Source organism: Nonomuraea sp. NPDC049504, from assembly GCF_040676845.1.
In the GTDB taxonomy this organism is placed as follows: domain Bacteria; phylum Actinomycetota; class Actinomycetes; order Streptosporangiales; family Streptosporangiaceae; genus Nonomuraea; species Nonomuraea salmonea.
In genome coordinates this window covers 285908-300884 of sequence record NZ_JBFAPT010000005.1, presented here as the reverse complement: position 1 = coordinate 300884, position 14977 = coordinate 285908, and the positions used below count along the sequence as shown (strand labels likewise).

The 14977-nt window shown below is 73.3% G+C and carries 11 protein-coding genes and 1 pseudogene; 5 read left to right on the top strand and 7 right to left on the bottom strand.

Annotated elements, in window-relative coordinates:
- Nucleotides 1-131: 131 nt before the first annotated feature.
- Nucleotides 132-824, top strand: coding sequence for a hypothetical protein (locus AB0K28_RS12870; protein WP_364368655.1), 693 nt, complete (start codon nucleotides 132-134; stop codon nucleotides 822-824).
- On the opposite strand, the gene AB0K28_RS12865 is transcribed toward AB0K28_RS12870, so the two are convergent.
- Genes AB0K28_RS12865 through AB0K28_RS12855 form a run of 3 tightly spaced genes read right to left on the bottom strand, consistent with a single transcriptional unit; the run spans nucleotide 821 to nucleotide 6917 of the window.
- Complete coding sequence (locus AB0K28_RS12865) at nucleotides 821-3457, bottom strand: LuxR C-terminal-related transcriptional regulator (RefSeq protein ID WP_364368652.1); 2637 nt, start codon at nucleotides 3455-3457, stop codon at nucleotides 821-823. The genes AB0K28_RS12870 and AB0K28_RS12865 overlap by 4 nt on opposite strands.
- 48 nt (nucleotides 3458-3505) lie before the next feature.
- Nucleotides 3506-3667: a hypothetical protein gene (locus AB0K28_RS12860; RefSeq protein WP_345393211.1), complete on the bottom strand. Its 162-nt coding sequence runs from the start codon at nucleotides 3665-3667 to the stop codon at nucleotides 3506-3508.
- Nucleotides 3668-3710: 43 nt separating this feature from the next.
- Nucleotides 3711-6917, bottom strand: a complete 3207-nt coding sequence (locus AB0K28_RS12855) for a BTAD domain-containing putative transcriptional regulator (RefSeq protein ID WP_364368649.1) — start codon at nucleotides 6915-6917, stop codon at nucleotides 3711-3713.
- 108 nt (nucleotides 6918-7025) lie between these two features.
- Between AB0K28_RS12855 and AB0K28_RS12850 the strand changes: the two genes are divergently transcribed.
- On the top strand, nucleotides 7026-7541 hold the full coding sequence (locus tag AB0K28_RS12850) for a universal stress protein (protein ID WP_364368646.1): 516 nt from the start codon (nucleotides 7026-7028) through the stop codon (nucleotides 7539-7541).
- Here AB0K28_RS12850 and AB0K28_RS12845 read toward each other — a convergent pair.
- Nucleotides 7500-8891 carry a PLP-dependent aminotransferase family protein gene (locus AB0K28_RS12845; protein ID WP_364368944.1) on the bottom strand — a complete coding sequence of 464 codons (1392 nt, stop codon included), beginning with the start codon at nucleotides 8889-8891 and terminating at the stop codon, nucleotides 7500-7502. The two genes, AB0K28_RS12850 and AB0K28_RS12845, sit on opposite strands and share 42 nt — an antisense overlap.
- 65 nt (nucleotides 8892-8956) lie before the next feature.
- On the opposite strand from AB0K28_RS12845, the pseudogene AB0K28_RS12840 reads away from it, so the two are divergent.
- A pseudogene (locus AB0K28_RS12840) lies at nucleotides 8957-9718 on the top strand (MFS transporter); the annotation flags it as partial.
- A 411-nt stretch (nucleotides 9719-10129) separates the two neighbouring features.
- On the opposite strand, the gene AB0K28_RS12835 reads toward AB0K28_RS12840, so the two are convergent.
- From AB0K28_RS12835 to AB0K28_RS12825, 3 genes are read right to left on the bottom strand one after another with little or no spacing between them, the layout of a single operon-like run.
- Nucleotides 10130-12355, bottom strand: coding sequence for a heavy metal translocating P-type ATPase (locus AB0K28_RS12835; protein WP_364368643.1), 2226 nt, complete (start codon nucleotides 12353-12355; stop codon nucleotides 10130-10132).
- Between the two features lie 28 nt (nucleotides 12356-12383).
- Entirely contained in the window at nucleotides 12384-13394 is a 1011-nt protein-coding gene (locus AB0K28_RS12830) for a hypothetical protein (protein ID WP_364368640.1), read from the bottom strand.
- On the bottom strand, nucleotides 13391-13603 hold the full coding sequence (locus AB0K28_RS12825; protein WP_345393238.1) for a heavy-metal-associated domain-containing protein: 213 nt from the start codon (nucleotides 13601-13603) through the stop codon (nucleotides 13391-13393). The genes AB0K28_RS12830 and AB0K28_RS12825 overlap by 4 nt, the downstream gene beginning before the upstream one ends.
- A 494-nt stretch (nucleotides 13604-14097) precedes the next feature.
- Here AB0K28_RS12825 and AB0K28_RS12820 point away from each other — a divergent pair, with 494 nt between their 5' ends.
- Complete coding sequence (locus tag AB0K28_RS12820) at nucleotides 14098-14217, top strand: DLW-39 family protein (protein WP_020542320.1); 120 nt, start codon at nucleotides 14098-14100, stop codon at nucleotides 14215-14217.
- Nucleotides 14218-14232: 15 nt separating this feature from the next.
- Nucleotides 14233-14961, top strand: coding sequence for an HAD-IA family hydrolase (locus tag AB0K28_RS12815; protein WP_345393242.1), 729 nt, complete (start codon nucleotides 14233-14235; stop codon nucleotides 14959-14961).
- The last annotated feature ends 16 nt before the right edge of the window (nucleotides 14962-14977 follow it).

Genomic DNA, 14977 nt, shown 5'->3' with positions numbered 1-14977 from the left:
GGGGTGATCAGGGTTCACGTGAAACCACCGCCTCCCTTCTCCATGTGCGGTGAATGGTCTGGTTTGGGTGGAGTGGATGCGGAGGGGTGGGGGGCGGTTGATAATCGGGGGCGATGCCGAAATTTCAGGAGTTGTCGGCGTTCGCGGAGGCGATCGCGCCTGTCATCAATGCCGCCAACGTCAATGTGCACGCCTCCGCCGTTCGAGCCGTCGCCGACCTCAGCACCGCCTCCGGGCTGACGCCGGGGCTCCTGTCGGATCTGCGGTTCAGCCTTCCGTTGCGTCCGCTGACCCGGCGCGGGCTGGAGGTGTTGTTTCGGTACGGCGAGGTCGCGGGTGATCTGCTTGAGCATCTGCGGCAGGGTGCGCTGGTCGAGGAACCTGATGGCGTGCTGCGGTTGACGGATGGCGGGCGGGACTTCATCCACAGCCTGTACGAGGTGCATGCCGCCGCCGTCGAGCGTGTCTGGGCGGGCAGTGACCTGGGGGAGGCGGCCGAGCTGGTGGGGCGGGCGGTCGATGCGGCCGAACGGCTGCCAGGGGGTGCCTTCGAGCTTGTGTCACCGCCGTACGAGCCGGAGGGGGCGTCGCCGGGGTTGCTGTTGTTCAACCGGCTGGCGGTGCTGCGGTATTACCGCGCCGATGCGCATGCCGCCGCCTGGCAGGCGGCCGGGCTGTCGGCGGCTGAGATCGTCGGGCTGGCGGACGGCCCGCTGCGCGCCGGCATCGAGGCGGACACGAACCGGCGCGCCGGCCAGGCCTACCGTACGTTGTCGGAGCGCGAGCGGGACACCTTGTACGAGACCCTCCTCAAGCTCATCTAAAGGGCGGTCAGGAGGCGGCCTGCCTCGGTGCGGTCGTTGACGCCCAGCTTGTCGTAGGCCGCCTGGAGATGGTTCGCCGCCGTACGGGTGGACAGGGTGAGGCGGTCGGCGATCTGGCGGTTGGTCAGCCCGGTCGCCGCCAGCTGGACGATCTCGCGCTGCCGGGGTGTGAGCTCCGGGGTGGCGAGCCGCACCAGCGCCGGTGTGGAGACCCCGGTGCAGCGGCGGGCCAGCGCGCACGCCCTGGTCTGCGCGCCCCTCGCCAGGGTGCCGCGCCCCGACTCGCGGTAGGCGGCGGCCTCCTGCGCGGTGGCCTCCGCGGCGTACAGGAGCATGCCGCGCCGCTCGAACTCACCCGCGACCGCGCGCAACGCGTCGGGATCGCCCTGAGCACGGGCGTGCCGCGCGAACAACACCGCCAACTCCCCCTCGACCCCACCGAACCGCCCCGCCCGAGGACTCGCAGGCCCGTCGGCCGCGCCCGCCCCGGGGCCCGCGAGCGAACCGGCCGAGCCGGCCAGACCCGAGCCGAGGCGAAGGAGGTCATGGTGGGTGAACAGGAGGTGGCCGTACAGTTCGTGGCGTTCTGCGTGCTCCGCCGCCACGTGGCAGCGGCGTACGGCCTCCGCCACGTCCCCGCCGGCCGCCGCCACCCACACGGCGGCGTGCAGCGCGTGCTGGCGGGTGAAGGCCCAGCGGGCGGTCAGGCGGTGGGCTTCGGCGAGGGAGTGCTCGGCCTCGTCGAGCCGCCCGAGCAGGGCCAGCGCGTGTGCCTGCTCGGCGAGGCAGCGCCCCAGGTAGGGCTCGCGCGCGGGCAGCCGCCCGATGTCCTCGCGGCAGTGCCGCAGCGCCTCGGCGGCGTCGCCGCGCAGCCGGGCGGCCATCGCCCGGTACGCGCCGAACCCGGTCATCGACAGCTCGACCGCGGGCAGCTCCATCCCGCCCGATGCGATGCGGTCAAGCTCCGCCGGCCGCCCGGTGAACGTCTGGGCGGCGCACAGCGCGTCCAGGAGGGTGGGCAGCGCGTGCGGCGCCTCGTCCCGCCACTCGTCGAGCGTCTCCATGGCGGGCCCGGCCACGACCAGAGCCTGCTCGCCGCGCCCGGCGTACGCGTGGATCCACGCCTCCAGCGCGACCCCGTGCACGCGCCCGCGTACGGTGCCGGGCCGGCACGACCTGGCCAGGTCGAGCGCCCGGGAAGCGGCGCTGAGCCGCCCGGCGAAGCAGTCGGCCACGGCCCGATAGACGTGGGCCTCCTGCCGCCACCGGGGGTCGGTCAGGGTGGCGGCGGCGACGTCGAGCACGTGGCACGCCTCGGCGTCCGCGCCGGCCCACGCCAGGCTCACGCCGAGGCTGTGGGCGTGCTGGGCGCGCTCGCTCTCGGTGACGGCGTCGCGGGCGGCCCGCCGTAAAGCGGTGACGGCGGACCCCGCCTCGCCCAGCACCATGAGCACCTCGCCGAGCACGGCCACCGCCGCCACCCCGGCGCCCGCTTCGATGGCGGCTCTGGCCAGGCGTTCGGCGAGGCGCGGGTCCTGCCGGCCCCAGGCCAGCCGGGCGGCGGAGGTGAGCATGCCGGGGTCGGTGACCGAGCCGCTGTCGAGGCGCCAGACGGCGGCGCGCAGCTCGTCCTCGCGCCGCCGCAGCCCGGTGGCCTCCAGCGCCTCGGCCAGCGTGCGCAGCCGGCGCCTGGCCCGCAAGGTGCCGCAGTCGCCGCGGACCACCTCGCCGTAGAGCGGGTGGCCGAGCCGCAGCTGCTCGCGCCTGCCCTCGTCCACGGTGGCGATGAGTCCGCGGGCCTCGACGCGTTCGACCGCGCCGGACGAGGTCAGCCCGGCCAGCAGGTCGAGGCCCAGCGGCTCGCCGAACGCGACCAGTTCGAGCACCTCACGCTCGTCCTGGTCGAGGTGGCCGATGCGGTCGCCGACCAGCTCGCACAGGCGCGGCGTCATGGACAGCTCGCCCTGCCAGCGCCACTCGCCGTCCTGCTCGGTCAGGCAGCCGGACGTACGCCCGGCGTGCACCAGCTCGCGCAGGTAGAGCACGTTGCCCTCGCTGACGCGGGCCAGCCGCCGTACGGTCGCCGGCGCCAGCTCCCCGCCCAGCGCCCCGGCGAGCACCTGCCCGACCTCGGCCGGCGTCAGCGGCGTCAGCTCGATGCGTTCGAGCAGCTCGTCCTTCCACAGCGCGGTCACCGGATCGGGCTGCGGCTCCCCCGACCTGACGGTCACCAGCAGCCTGGCCTCGCCGCTGCCGGCGAGGTAGTGCACCAGCGCCGCCGACGCAGGGTCGAGCCGGTGCGCGTCGTCCACGCTGACCAGCAGCCCGCCGCGTCCTGCCTGGTCGCGCAGGAGGCGGGCGGCCCAGCGCAGCAGGTTCTCGCCGCCGCGCGGCGGCCCGGTCAGGACGTGCGCGAACGCCCCGAACGGGATCATCGACGCGGTCTCCGTGCCCTGCGCCCGCACGACCCCGTAGCCCCGCAGTCCGTGCAGTGCCTGTGCGGCCAGCCTGCTCTTGCCCACCCCGGCCGAGCCGGCGATCATCATCCCCGTGCCGGACCGCAGCGCGTCGCGTACGGCCCTCAGTGATCCCCCTCGCCCGACGAACGGCCATCCGCTCCCCTGCTCGCTCATCGTGCCTCCTCTCACCACTGATGGTGATGAGCGAGGTTCGCGGCAGGTTCAGGCCGGATCGCGGGTCAGCCCTGCGGCGCCCATCAGCAGCTCGATGACGGCGTCCGCGCCGCTGAACGGCACCGGCTCGCCCCCCACCTCTTCGAGCAGCCCGCGGAGCTGGCCGCCGGACTGCTCCGGCTCGACCAGCCGGACGATGACCGTTCTCATGCGAGCACGATCTCGCCGCCAGGTTCAGGTCTGGTTCAGGTCGTCAGGCCGGGTAGGGCGCGGGCTCGACCTCCAGCTCGCGCATCAGCTCGGCGTAGAGGCGGTAGCGGCGGCGGGCGTCGCCGCGGCGGCCCGCCCGGTCGAGGACGCGGACCAGGCCGAGGTGGGCGCGCTCGTCGTAGCGGTCGCGTTCGAGCAGCCGCAGCCAGTAGCGGGCGGCCTCGTCGTGGCGGTGCTCGGCGGCGCGCGCCTTGGCGAGCCTGGCGGCGGCCTGCACGTACGCGAGCCGCGCCTGCTCGCGCAGCCCGACGGCCCAGTCGGCGTAGGGGTCCTCCTCGCAGAAGTCCCCGCCGTACGCGGTCTCGGCCGCCGCCCAGCGTTCGAGGGCCTCGCTCGTACGTCCGGCCTGGTCGAGCCGAACGGCCTGCCCCACCAGATCCAGAAATTTCTCGACATCGACGTCGACGTGGGCCGACTCCAGCCGCAACGCGCCCTCGTCCGAGACCACGATCTCGTCGGGCGGCCACTCCCGCCCAGGATCGAGCACCGACCGCAGCGTGGACACCATGACGTTCAGCCGCCGCAGCCCGACCGCCTCGCCCTCCTGCCCGGGCCACAGGATCTCGACCAGCCGCTCCCTGCTGACGCCGCTCCCCCTGCGGCTGACCAGGATCTTCAGCAGGTCACGCGCCTTGCGCGACTGCCACGCCGTACGCGGGATCGGCGCCGCCCCGCGCAGCACGCGGAACGTTCCCATCGTCTCGATGACGATCTTGGCGGCGCGCGGGGGAGCGGCGCGGGTGACCAGCGCGTCGATGCGGTCGTCGAGTGCCCGGCAGCCGATGGCGTGCATGCGCTCGCGTACCGCGACGGCCACCTCTGCCCCGGTCGCGGGGTCGGCGAGCGCGGCCCTGACCAGCTCGGCCCTGGCCAGGCCGACGGGGTCGCCCAGCGCCGACCAGCGCAGCACCGCCGCCTCGGCCTGCGCGAGGTCGGCGTCCAGCTCGGCGCGCAGCTCGGCGATCGCGGCGTGCGCGGCGTGGTCGCGGCGCTCGACGGCGATCGGCTCGGACGCGTCGAGCAGCGCCCTGACGTCCTCGCGCCGCCCGCCGGACAGCGCCACCCGGGCGGCGGCGATCCGCGCGGGCACGCCCGCGATGCCGTGGGCGTGTTCCAGCGCCCGCGCGGCCACCCGGCGAGCCTCGTCGGGATCGTCGTCGGCGAGCAGCTCGGCCAGGCCGTTGAGCGCCTGCGAGAGCGCCTGCACCTCGCCCGACGGCTCGGACTCGGCGATGACTCGCCGGTAGAGCGCGATCGCCGCGGTCCTGTCGCCGCGCAGCGCGTGCACGGCGGCGAGCTGGGTCAGGCCGGCGCCGGTCAGCGTCGAGCCCATCGCCTCCCAGCGGGCGACCGCGTCGGCGGCCTCGGTGGCGGCCTCCTCCAGGCGGCCGAGGCCGATGAGGGCCTTGGCGCGGTTGGAGACGTTGAGGGCGGCGAAGGGGGCGAAGGCCACCAGGTCTGACAGCCGGCCGGCGATCTCCGTCTCGGCCAGCGCCTCCGCGTACGCCGCCTCGTCCAGGTGCCGGGAAGCCCGGTTGGCGTGGATGCGGATGAGCTGCACCATGTCGCCGGCGTCGCCGGCCCGCTCGGCGTAGGCCAGCGCCCGCAGGTAATAGGCGTCGTTGGCGCGGCGGTCGCCGTCGAGCGCGGCGAGCATGGCCAGCACCGTGTTGGCCATCGCCAGCGCGGCCGCGTCGCCGGCGCTCCTGGCCTGTTCGAGTGCCTTGTCGGCGAGCTCGGCGCAGGCCGCGCGGTCGCCCTTCAGCCAGTGCACCGACGCCATGGAGGCGGCGCACATGGCGGCGTCGGCGGGCGGGCGGCCGTGGGCGTGGCCGCGCTCGTACATGGCGAGTGCGGAGTCGAGCGCGCCGCGCATGTGGTCGATGAAGGCCAGCCGCCTGGCCACGTGCGCGTCGAACGCGGGGCCCGCGGCGGCCCGCGCGAGCAGCTCGCGGGCGCGCGTCCAGTGGCCGCGGTTCTGCTCGGCGAGGCCGGCCAGCTTGAGCATCGGGGGAGCGTCGCGCGCCGACCCGGGCAGCAACTCAAGTGCGGCCGGTACGTCACCGCGCTCGGCCAGCCGCGGCCCGTGCGCGTCGAGCAGCGCGGCGGCCAGCTCGGCGTGCGCGGTCGCGACGGCGGCGCGCAGGGCCAGCTCGGGACGGTCGTGCTCGACGTACCAGCGGGCGGCCACGGCGGCCACGTCGTGGGCCTCGTGCCGGTCGAGCGGGGCGTGCTTGGCCAGCACGTGGCCGCCGGTCGAGGTGAGCCGGTGGCCGTCCTGGGCGGTCTCGAGGAACAGGCCGCGCCCGGCCAGCGCGCCCAGCGTGTCGGGCGGGGCGCCGAGCGTCGCGGCCAGGCCGTCGGTCAGCATCGGCAGCACGGTCGCGGCCCGCAGCAGCTCGCGCATGGCCGCGGGCAGGTCCTCGTACGCGGCCAGCGTGAGCCGTTCGAGCGTGGCGGAGTTGGCGGCGAGCCCGGCCACCGTGGAGCGCCAGGCGGAGCCGTCGGTCCTGGCCAGCGTGTCGAGCGCGGCCCGCACGGCGGCCGGCCAGCCGCCGCAGGTGCGGTGCAGCTCGGCGGCGACCTCCCCGCCCGGCTCCCCCAGCACGGCCCGCGCCCACGCCTCGGTCTCCTCCGGGGTCAGCGCCAGGTCGGTCGCGTCGAGGTCGAGCACCTCGTGGTCCTGCCGGAGCCGCGCGGTGGGGAACGGCAGCGGCGCCCGCGCGGCCATCACCAGGTGCAGGTGCCGGGGCGCGGCCCTGACGAGCGTCTCGACGTACCGTACGGGGCCGGGCGCGCCAGCGATCGCCTCCACCCCGTCGAGCACCACGACCAGCCCCCGCCGCAGCCGTCCGGCCAGCGCCTCGGCCAGCGCGCCCGCCAGCGCGGCGGCCCTCGATGTCTCGTCCGCTCCGGGACCGAGCGGCGCGCCCGCCGCGGTCACCAGGTCGGCGGGCAGCTCGGGAACGCGCCGCGACACCTCGGCGGCGACGGCTCCCGCCAGGGCGGGCAGCTCGCGGTCGGCCGGACCGAGCCGGTGCAGCACGGCGCCCACGGCCTGGCTCCAGCCCGCCAGCGCGGTGGACTTGCCGTAGCCCGCGGTCGCGACGAGCGCGGTCAGCCGGTGTGTGAGGGCCCCGTCGAGCCGCTGGTCGAGCGCGGGGCGCGGGTGTACCCACCCTCGTTCCACCCCCGCATGCTACGCCCGCTTTCACCGGGGACTCCAGAGTTCCCAAAGTGCCACCTCCCGGTAACCGGTGGGTAGGCGCACTATGGTCGTACTTCGACAGGAGGCACCGTGGAACAGGAACTGCCCGGCGGTGCGCGGCTGATCGTGGGAGTCGACGAGTCCCCGGCCGCGCGTTGGGCTCTGGCCTGGGCCATCGGGGCGGCCAGGCTGCACCGGATGGCTCTGGTGGCCGTGCACGTCAGCCGCGCGCCCGTCCATCCCTTCCCCGAGGCGCTGCCCGTGCAGCACGCGGTGCGTCAGGGTGAGGAGGCGCGCTGCTCCGAGGTGATCACGGCCGTGTTCGAGGAGGTCGCGGGCGGCGTACCGGACGATCTCACGATCGCGACGGTCGGACGGGTCGGCGACCCCGGCTACCATCTCGTCGACCTGGCCCGCGAGGGTGACCTGCTGGTGCTCGGGCGGGGGCGGCGGGGCCTGCTCAGCCGCATCTTCCTGCCCTCGACCAGCATGTACTGCGCCCGTCACGCGCGGACGACGGTGGTGATCGTGCAGCAGCCCGCGCCGCCCGACGACCCGGAGATGTCAGGAGAGCGCCACCGCCGCTGGACCCGCCGACATCCGTGACCTGAGCAGCCGCAGGCCGGCGACCACGGCGTCGGTCCTGATCGCGCCGTAGCCGAGCACCAGGCCGCGCTGCGCGGGGCGCTCCCCGCAGTACGCCTCCAGCGACTCCACCGCCAGCCCGTCCCCGTGCTCGATGGTCACGCCGGGGGCCAGGCGGGCACACAGGTGCAGCCCCGCGGTGGACGGCACCGGCAGCAGCCGCTCGTCCGCGCCGAGGGCCTCGGCGATCATGGCGTGCCTGGCGGCGTACTCGCGGGTGGCCTTTCTGATGTGCCGCGACAGCAGGCCCTCGTCGATGAAGCGGGCCAGCGCGGCCTGCGTGGGCAGCGCGCCGTGCCAGTCCGTGAGCTGCCTGGCCGCGCGCAGCGCCGGCGCGAGCGAGGCGGGCGCGACGAGGAAACCGAGCCTGAGCATGGGCAGCAGGGTCTTGGAGAACGAGCCCACGTAGATGACCCGGCCGGCCCTGTCGAGGCTCTGGAGGGGTTCGAGCGGGCGGTCGCCGAAGCGGAACTCGCTGTCGTAGTCGTCCTCGATGATCACCGCGCGGCGGCGCTCCGCCCAGGCCAGCAGGGCGGCGCGGCGGGCCAGCGACATGGGGGTGCCGAGCGGGAACTGGTGCGACGGGGTGACGTAGACGATGCGGGCCTGGTGCGGGAGGGCGGTGACGTCGATGCCCTCGCCGTCCACGGGGATGCCGGCCACCCTGGCGCCGAGCGTGCGGAACAGCAGGCGGGCCGGCGGGTAGCCGGGCTCCTCGACGGCCACGACGGTGCCCGGCTCGATGAGGACCCGGCCGATGAGGTCGAGTGCCTGCTGGGCGCCGTTCGTGACGAGCACGTCCTCGGGGCCCGCGTGGACGCTGCGGCTGAGGCCGATGTGCCGGGAGACGGCCGCGCGCAGCGGCTCGTGCCCCGCCGGGTCGGCGTAGCCGGCGGCGCTCACCCGCAGCTCGCGGGCCACCAGGCGGCGCCAGGTCTCCATGGGGAACAGGCGGGCGTCGGGGACGCCGACGCGGAAGTCGTAGCGGGCGGCGGGGGACGGAGCCGGGGGGAGCGGCAGGTCCTGCCAGGCCGTACGCGGACGGACGACGCCCTTGGGCGCGGCCCGCCCCCTGACCTGCTCCGCCGACACGAACGTGCCCGCGCCCGCCCTGCCTACCAGGAACCCGTCCGCGACCAGCCGGTCGTAGGCGAGGGCGACGGTGTTCCTGGAGATCTCCAGGCGTCTGGCCAGCTCCCTGGTCGGGGGGAGGCGTTCGCCGGATCTGAGCCGGCCGTCGAGTATGGCGTCGAGGAGCTGCCGGTAGACCTGTGCGGCCAGGTCACGGCGGCCGTCGAGGCTGATGTGCACGTCCAACTTGGCCCCATCAGATTGCCGGAAATTGGAGCTTATCTCGGGACAAGTCGGGATCGAAGATGGAGGCATCGTTCAGAGGGGCGTACATCATGAAATATCGGCGGATCCTGGCACATGCGCAGCTGGCGAACTCCATCGGTGACGGCGTCTACCTCGTCACCTCGGTGTTCTACTTCTCCACCGTCGTCGGGCTCTCGGCGACCGAGATCGGCCTCGGCCTGACCCTCGGCTGGGCGGTCGGCATGGTGGCCGGCGTACCGCTCGGACACCTGGCCGACCGGCGCGGCCCGCGCGGCGTCGCCGTGCTGCTCGCCTTCACGACCGCCGTGGCCGTCGCGTCGTTCCTGCTCGTACGCACGTTCCCGCTGTTCGTGCTGGCCGCCTGCCTGTACGGCACCGCGCAGACCGGGCTGTCGGCGGCCCGCCAGGCGCTGCTCGCGGCCCTGATCCCGCCCGCCGAACGGACCGTCGTCCGCGCCACCCTGCAGGCCACGCTCAACGGCGGCCTGGCGCTCGGCGCCGCCATCGGCGGCCTCGCCCTGCACGCCGGCACCCGCGAGGGCTATCTCGTGGTGCTCGGGCTCGACGCCGTGACCTTCCTGCTCGCCGCCGCCCTGCTGCTCCGCCTGCCGTCCGTACGGCCCGCGCCCGCCCCGGCCGGCCCCCGCCTGGCCGTGCTCAGAGACCGGCCCTACGCGCTCGTCACGCTGATCAACGCCGTGATGCTCTTCTACATGCCGCTGCTCAGCGTGGTCGTGCCGCTGTGGATCGCCGCCCGTACCGACGCACCCACCTGGGTCGTCTCGGTCCTGCTGCTGATCAACACCGGCGGCGTGCTGCTCTGCCAGGTCAGGGTGGCCCGCCGGGTCAAGGGGCTGCGCGACGCGTCAGGGGCGGTGCGGCGGGCGGGGCTGACGATGTTCGCGGCCTGCGCGGTGTTCGCGCTCAGCCCGTCGTGGTGGGCGTTCCTGCTCGTGGCGGCCGTCCTGCAGCTCGTCGCCGAGCTGTGGCTGGCGGCCGGCTCCTGGGAGATCGGCTTCGGGCTCGCCCCCGACGACCGGCAGGGCCAGTACCAGGCGTTCTTCGGCACCGGCGTGGCCGTGGCCCGCATGCTCGGGCCCGTCGTGCTCACCACGCTGGTGATCGGCGGCGGCACCCTCGGCTGGCTGCTGGTCGGCGCCGCATTCGTGACGGCCGGCACCGCTATGGCGCCGGCCGTCAGATGGTCGCTGTCACGAGAAGCGGCGCAGCCGCAGGCTGTTGCTGACCACGAAGACGCTGGAGAACGCCATGGCCGCACCCGCGATCATCGGGTTGAGCAGGCCCAGCGCGGCCAGCGGCAGGGCGGCCACGTTGTAGGCGAAGGCCCAGAACAGGTTGCCCTTGATCGTTGCTAGCGTCCGCCTGGCCAGCCTGATGGCGTCGGGCGCCACCCGCAGGTCGCCGCGTACGAGCGTCAGGTCACCGGCCTCGATCGCGGCGTCCGTGCCCGTGCCCATGGCCAGCCCCAGGTCGGCCTGGGCCAGCGCGGCGGCGTCGTTGACGCCGTCGCCCGCCATCGCCACGACCTTGCCCTCGGACTGCAGCCGCTTGACCACGTCCACCTTGCCCGCGGGCAGCACGCCGGCGATGACCTCGTCGATGCCCACCTCGGCCGCGACCGTGCGCGCCACGGCCTCGTTGTCGCCGGTCAGCAGCACCGGGGTCAGCCCCAGCGCCTTGAGCTGGACGATGGCCTCCTTGCTCGTCGGCTTGATCACGTCGGCCACGACCAGCACAGCGCGGGCCTTGCCGTCCCAGCCGACCGCCACCGCCGTACGGCCCTTGGCCTGCTCGTCCTCCATGGCCTCGACCAGGCTCTCCGGCAGGTGCTGCGACCACTCCTCCAGCAGCCGCGGCCGGCCCACCAGCACGGCGTGCCCGTCCACGACACCCTGGACGCCGAGGCCCTCGACGTTCGTGAAGTCCTTGACCGTCGCCGTGGAGGCGGCCTCGCGGGCGATGGCCCGCGCGATCGGGTGCTCGGAGGCGTGCTCAAGCGCTCCCGCCAGCCGCAGGACCTCGTCGCGGTTCTCGCCCTCGGCCAGGTGGACCGCGGTCAGCGTCATCTTGCCCTCGGTGACCGTGCCGGTCTTGTCGAGGACGATCGTGTCGATCCCGCGCGTCGACTCCAGCACCTCGGGGCCCTTGATCAGGATGCCCAGCTGGGCGCCCCGACCCGTACCGACCAGCAGCGCCGTCGGCGTGGCCAGCCCCAGCGCGCAGGGGCAGGCGATGATCAGCACCGCCACCGCCGCCGTGAACGCCGCCGCCGCGCCCTCACCCGTGCCCAGCCAGTAGCCGAGCGTGCCGACCGCGAGCGCGATCACCACCGGGACGAAGACGCCCGAGATGCGGTCGGCCAGCCGCTGCACCTGCGCCTTGCCGGTCTGCGCCTCCTCCACCAGCTTGGCCATCTGCGCGAGCTGCGTGTCCGCGCCCACCCGCGTGGCCCTGACGACCAGCCGGCCGCCCGCGTTGACCGTCGCCCCCGTCACCGGGTCGCCCGGCCTGACCTCGACCGGCACCGACTCGCCCGTCAGCATCGAGGCGTCCACGGCCGAGGTGCCCTCCTCGACCACGCCGTCCGTCGCGATCTTCTCCCCCGGCCTGACCACGAACGTGTCGCCGGCCTTCAGCTGCTCGACCGGCACGCGACGCCCGTCCACCAGCTCGACGTCCTTGGCGCCCAGCTCCATCAACGCCCGCAGCGCGGCGCCCGCCCGCCGCTTCGAGCGCGCCTCGAAGAAGCGACCGGCCAGGATGAACGCGGTCACCGCCGCCGCCGTCTCCAGGTAGATGTTGCCCGAGCCGTCCGTACGGCCGATCGTCAGCTCGAACGGGTGCGTCATGCCGGGTACGCCCGCCGTGCCGAAGAACAGCGCCCACACCGACCAGCCCAGCGCCGCCAGCGTGCCGAGAGAGACCAGCGTGTCCATGGTGGCCGCGCCGTGGCGCAGGTTCGTCCAGGCGGCCTTGTGGAACGGCCAGCCCGCGTACACCACCACCGGCGCCGCCAGCGTCAGCGACAACCACTGCCAGTACTGGAACTGCAGCGCCGGGACCATCGCCATCGCGACCACCGGGACCGAGAGCACGATCGCCGTGACCAGCCGGTCGCGGAGCGGGTCGCGCTCCTTCTTCCCGGGCTTCTCCTCCTGCACCGGGGTGGGCGGAGGCGGCAGCTCGGCCGTGTAGCCCGCCTTCTCCACCTCGGCGATCAGCAGCTGCGGGTCCACGCCGGTGGGAAAGGTGACCTTCGCCTTCTCCGTCGCGTAGTTGACCGTCGCCGTCACGCCGTCCAGCTTGTTGAGCTTGCGCTCGATGCGGTTGGCGCAGGACGCGCACGTCATGCCACCGATCGTGAGCTCGACGGCCTTGCCTTCGGTGAGGGAAGAGCCTTCGGTGAGGGAAGACATCGTCGTCACCTCTCCTTCCTCGCGTCCGTCAGTGCGTGTGGTCGGCTGCGTGGGCGTCCGGGTCGGCCTGTGCCGTGAAGCTCGCCGTACGGACCTCGCCCTTGTGCTTGAAGTCCAGGAACAGACGGTAGTCGCCCCGGCTGGGAGCTTCGGCGTAGAACGTGATGCCGGGGCCCGCCGTGTCGCTCTTCTCCGGGTGCACGTGGAGGTAGGCGAGGTCGCCCGCGCGCAGCGCCACCAGATGACCGTACGCGCCCAGGTAGGGCTCCAGGTCGTCGACCGGCTTGCCGTCCTTGCTGACCGTCAGCGTGAGCTTGGTCGTCTCGCCCGGCGCCAAGTTGCCGTCCAGGCTGACCGTGTAGCCGTCGACCTCCGCCGTACGGCTCACCTCAGGCAGTGGGTCGGGGCGGTAGTCGCCGCCGGCCATCAGGTCCGCGCCCAGCGTCAGCTTCTCGCCGCCCGTGGGGACGAAGTCGGCGAACGCGCGGTACGGGCCCGGCTTCGGGGCCTTGAGGCGTACCGACCAGGTGCCGTCGGGGGACAGCTCGGGGTGGAGGTGCTGGAAGCTCGTCAGGTCGCGGGAGGCGACGATGAAGTGCAGCTTCTTGTCGTGCTCCACCTCATAGTCCTTGACGGGGGAGCCGTCGGGACCGATGACCGTGAACGTGAAGTCCTCGGCGGACTCGGTGGAGACGGAGTCGATGAGGTTGAGTGTGTAGCCGTCCTGCGACACTTGGAGCCCCCCGGGGGTATCGGTGGCCGTCTGCTGCTGGGGGGTGGTGTGATCGTCGGCGTGCTCTTGCTCTTGGGCCGGCTGCTCGTCGCTTAACTGCTCAGGTCCGGTGGCCTTGTCGGACGCGTGCCCATGACCGGCGCTTTCGCCGCTCGTCCGGCCTTGGCCCGCGCTTCTTTGATCGTCGGCCGTTTTCGCGGCGGCCGACGTGGGGTCGGGGGCCGTCAGCTTGCCCGCGCCCAGGGCGCCGCCGAAGACGACGGCCAGCCCCAGCGCGTACGAGCCCAGCTTGGCTGCGGTGTTCATGAGCGATCGACCAGCTCGTAGCCGGCGTCCTTCACGGCGGAGGCGATCAGGTCACGCCCGACGGGCTCGTCACTGGTGACCGTCAGCAGGCCCGTGGCCAGGTCGACCTCGACGCCGGCCACGCCCGGGACCTCGCCGACCTCCTCCTTGACGGAGCTCACGCAGTGGCCGCAGGTCATGCCGTTGACGGTGTAGGTGGCGGTGCTCATGGCGTGGTCTCCTTCGTATCGCATCGTGCTCTTCTTCGAGTCTAACACCGTACCCCCCTAGGGTATGCCCGAGGGGGCATTCGGGACGTGTTAGTGCGTCTCGGCCTGAAGGTAATGTACCCCCTAGGGGTATGTCAACTCTCCACTGGGCCGCGCACCTGGGCCGCCGATTTGGCATGATCGAGCTGTTGCCCGTTTGGGGGACGAACAGGGATGACTCCGGGGGATGAACAGGGATGACGACGACAGACGGGACGTATGGAGTGACACTCCAGCGCCCCGGTCACCGTCCCCGGCTACGCCCTCGGCGGATATGCCGTACACAGGAGGGCGGGTATAGCGGTCCCACCAGGGATTGAACGCCCGTCCTTCGCACAATCCACCCATCTGGTCCGTGCACAACACAGGGACCGCAGCCATAGCTTGCTAGGCTGCTTGTCAACCGTTGGGTCTCACCCCGGCAGGTGAGGCCGTCGAAGAAGTGGGGTCACACCGTGAAGAAGCTGCTCGTTCTGGCGCTGATCGCCCTTGGGGGGTTGCTGATCTGGCGTAAGGTGCAGGCCGACCGCGCAGAGCTCGATCTCTGGACCGAGGCGACCGGCAGCGAGAACTAACCGACCGGCGAGGCGATGAGTGACATCGTCCCCATCAAGCTGGTGTGCCTGGACCTTGCAGGCACCACAGTCGGTGACATCGCCATGGTCGAGCGCGCCTTCGCAGAGGCGATCGCGACTCAGGGCATAGTGCCCGGGACCGGTGCGTACGCGCGAGCCATGGTTCACGTACACCGGTCCCGGGGCTGCCCGAAGATCGACGTGTTCCGCGGCATCTTCCCCGGCAACGAGGCGCAGGCCCAGGCGGCGAACCTGACGTTCGAACGCTCCTACGAGGGTGCGATCGAGCGGGCGGGTCTCGAACCCATGCCCGGAGTCCTCGAGGTCCTCGACAAGCTCCGCGGCAACGGCATCAAGCTCGCCCTCATCACCGGCTTCAGCCGCACCACGCTCGGCCGCATCCTCGGCATCCTGGGCTGGCACGACAAGATCGACCTCGCCATCTCCCCGGAAGACGCCGGCGGCCGCGGCCGCCCCTGGCCCGACATGGTCCTGCACGCGGTGCTCCGGCTGGGCGTCGACGACGTCCGCCAGGTCGCGGTCCTGGGCGACTCGGAGAGCGACATGCTCTGCGCCAAGCGCGCCGGCGCCTCGATCGTCGCCGGCGTGATGACCGGCGTCCACAGCCGCGAACGCCTCCTCAAGGGCGGCGCCACCCACATCCTCGACTCCATCCAGGACTTCCCCGGGTTGGTGCTGAGCGATGACCTCGGCACGACGCAGGTGGCTTCCTCGGCCCGGTAAGCTATCTTCGTCGTAA

Excerpts from the sequence above, each read along its gene's own strand:
- AB0K28_RS12865 (WP_364368652.1), bottom strand. The coding sequence starts at position 3,457 with ATGAGCGAGCAGGGGAGCGGATGGCCGTTCGTCGGGCGAGGGGGATCA.
- AB0K28_RS12860 (WP_345393211.1), bottom strand. The coding sequence starts at position 3,667 with ATGAGAACGGTCATCGTCCGGCTGGTCGAGCCGGAGCAGTCCGGCGGC.
- AB0K28_RS12835 (WP_364368643.1), bottom strand. The coding sequence starts at position 12,355 with ATGTCTTCCCTCACCGAAGGCTCTTCCCTCACCGAAGGCAAGGCCGTC.
- AB0K28_RS12830 (WP_364368640.1), bottom strand. The coding sequence starts at position 13,394 with ATGAACACCGCAGCCAAGCTGGGCTCGTACGCGCTGGGGCTGGCCGTC.
- AB0K28_RS12825 (WP_345393238.1), bottom strand. The coding sequence starts at position 13,603 with ATGAGCACCGCCACCTACACCGTCAACGGCATGACCTGCGGCCACTGC.
- AB0K28_RS12815 (WP_345393242.1), top strand. The coding sequence starts at position 14,233 with ATGAGTGACATCGTCCCCATCAAGCTGGTGTGCCTGGACCTTGCAGGC.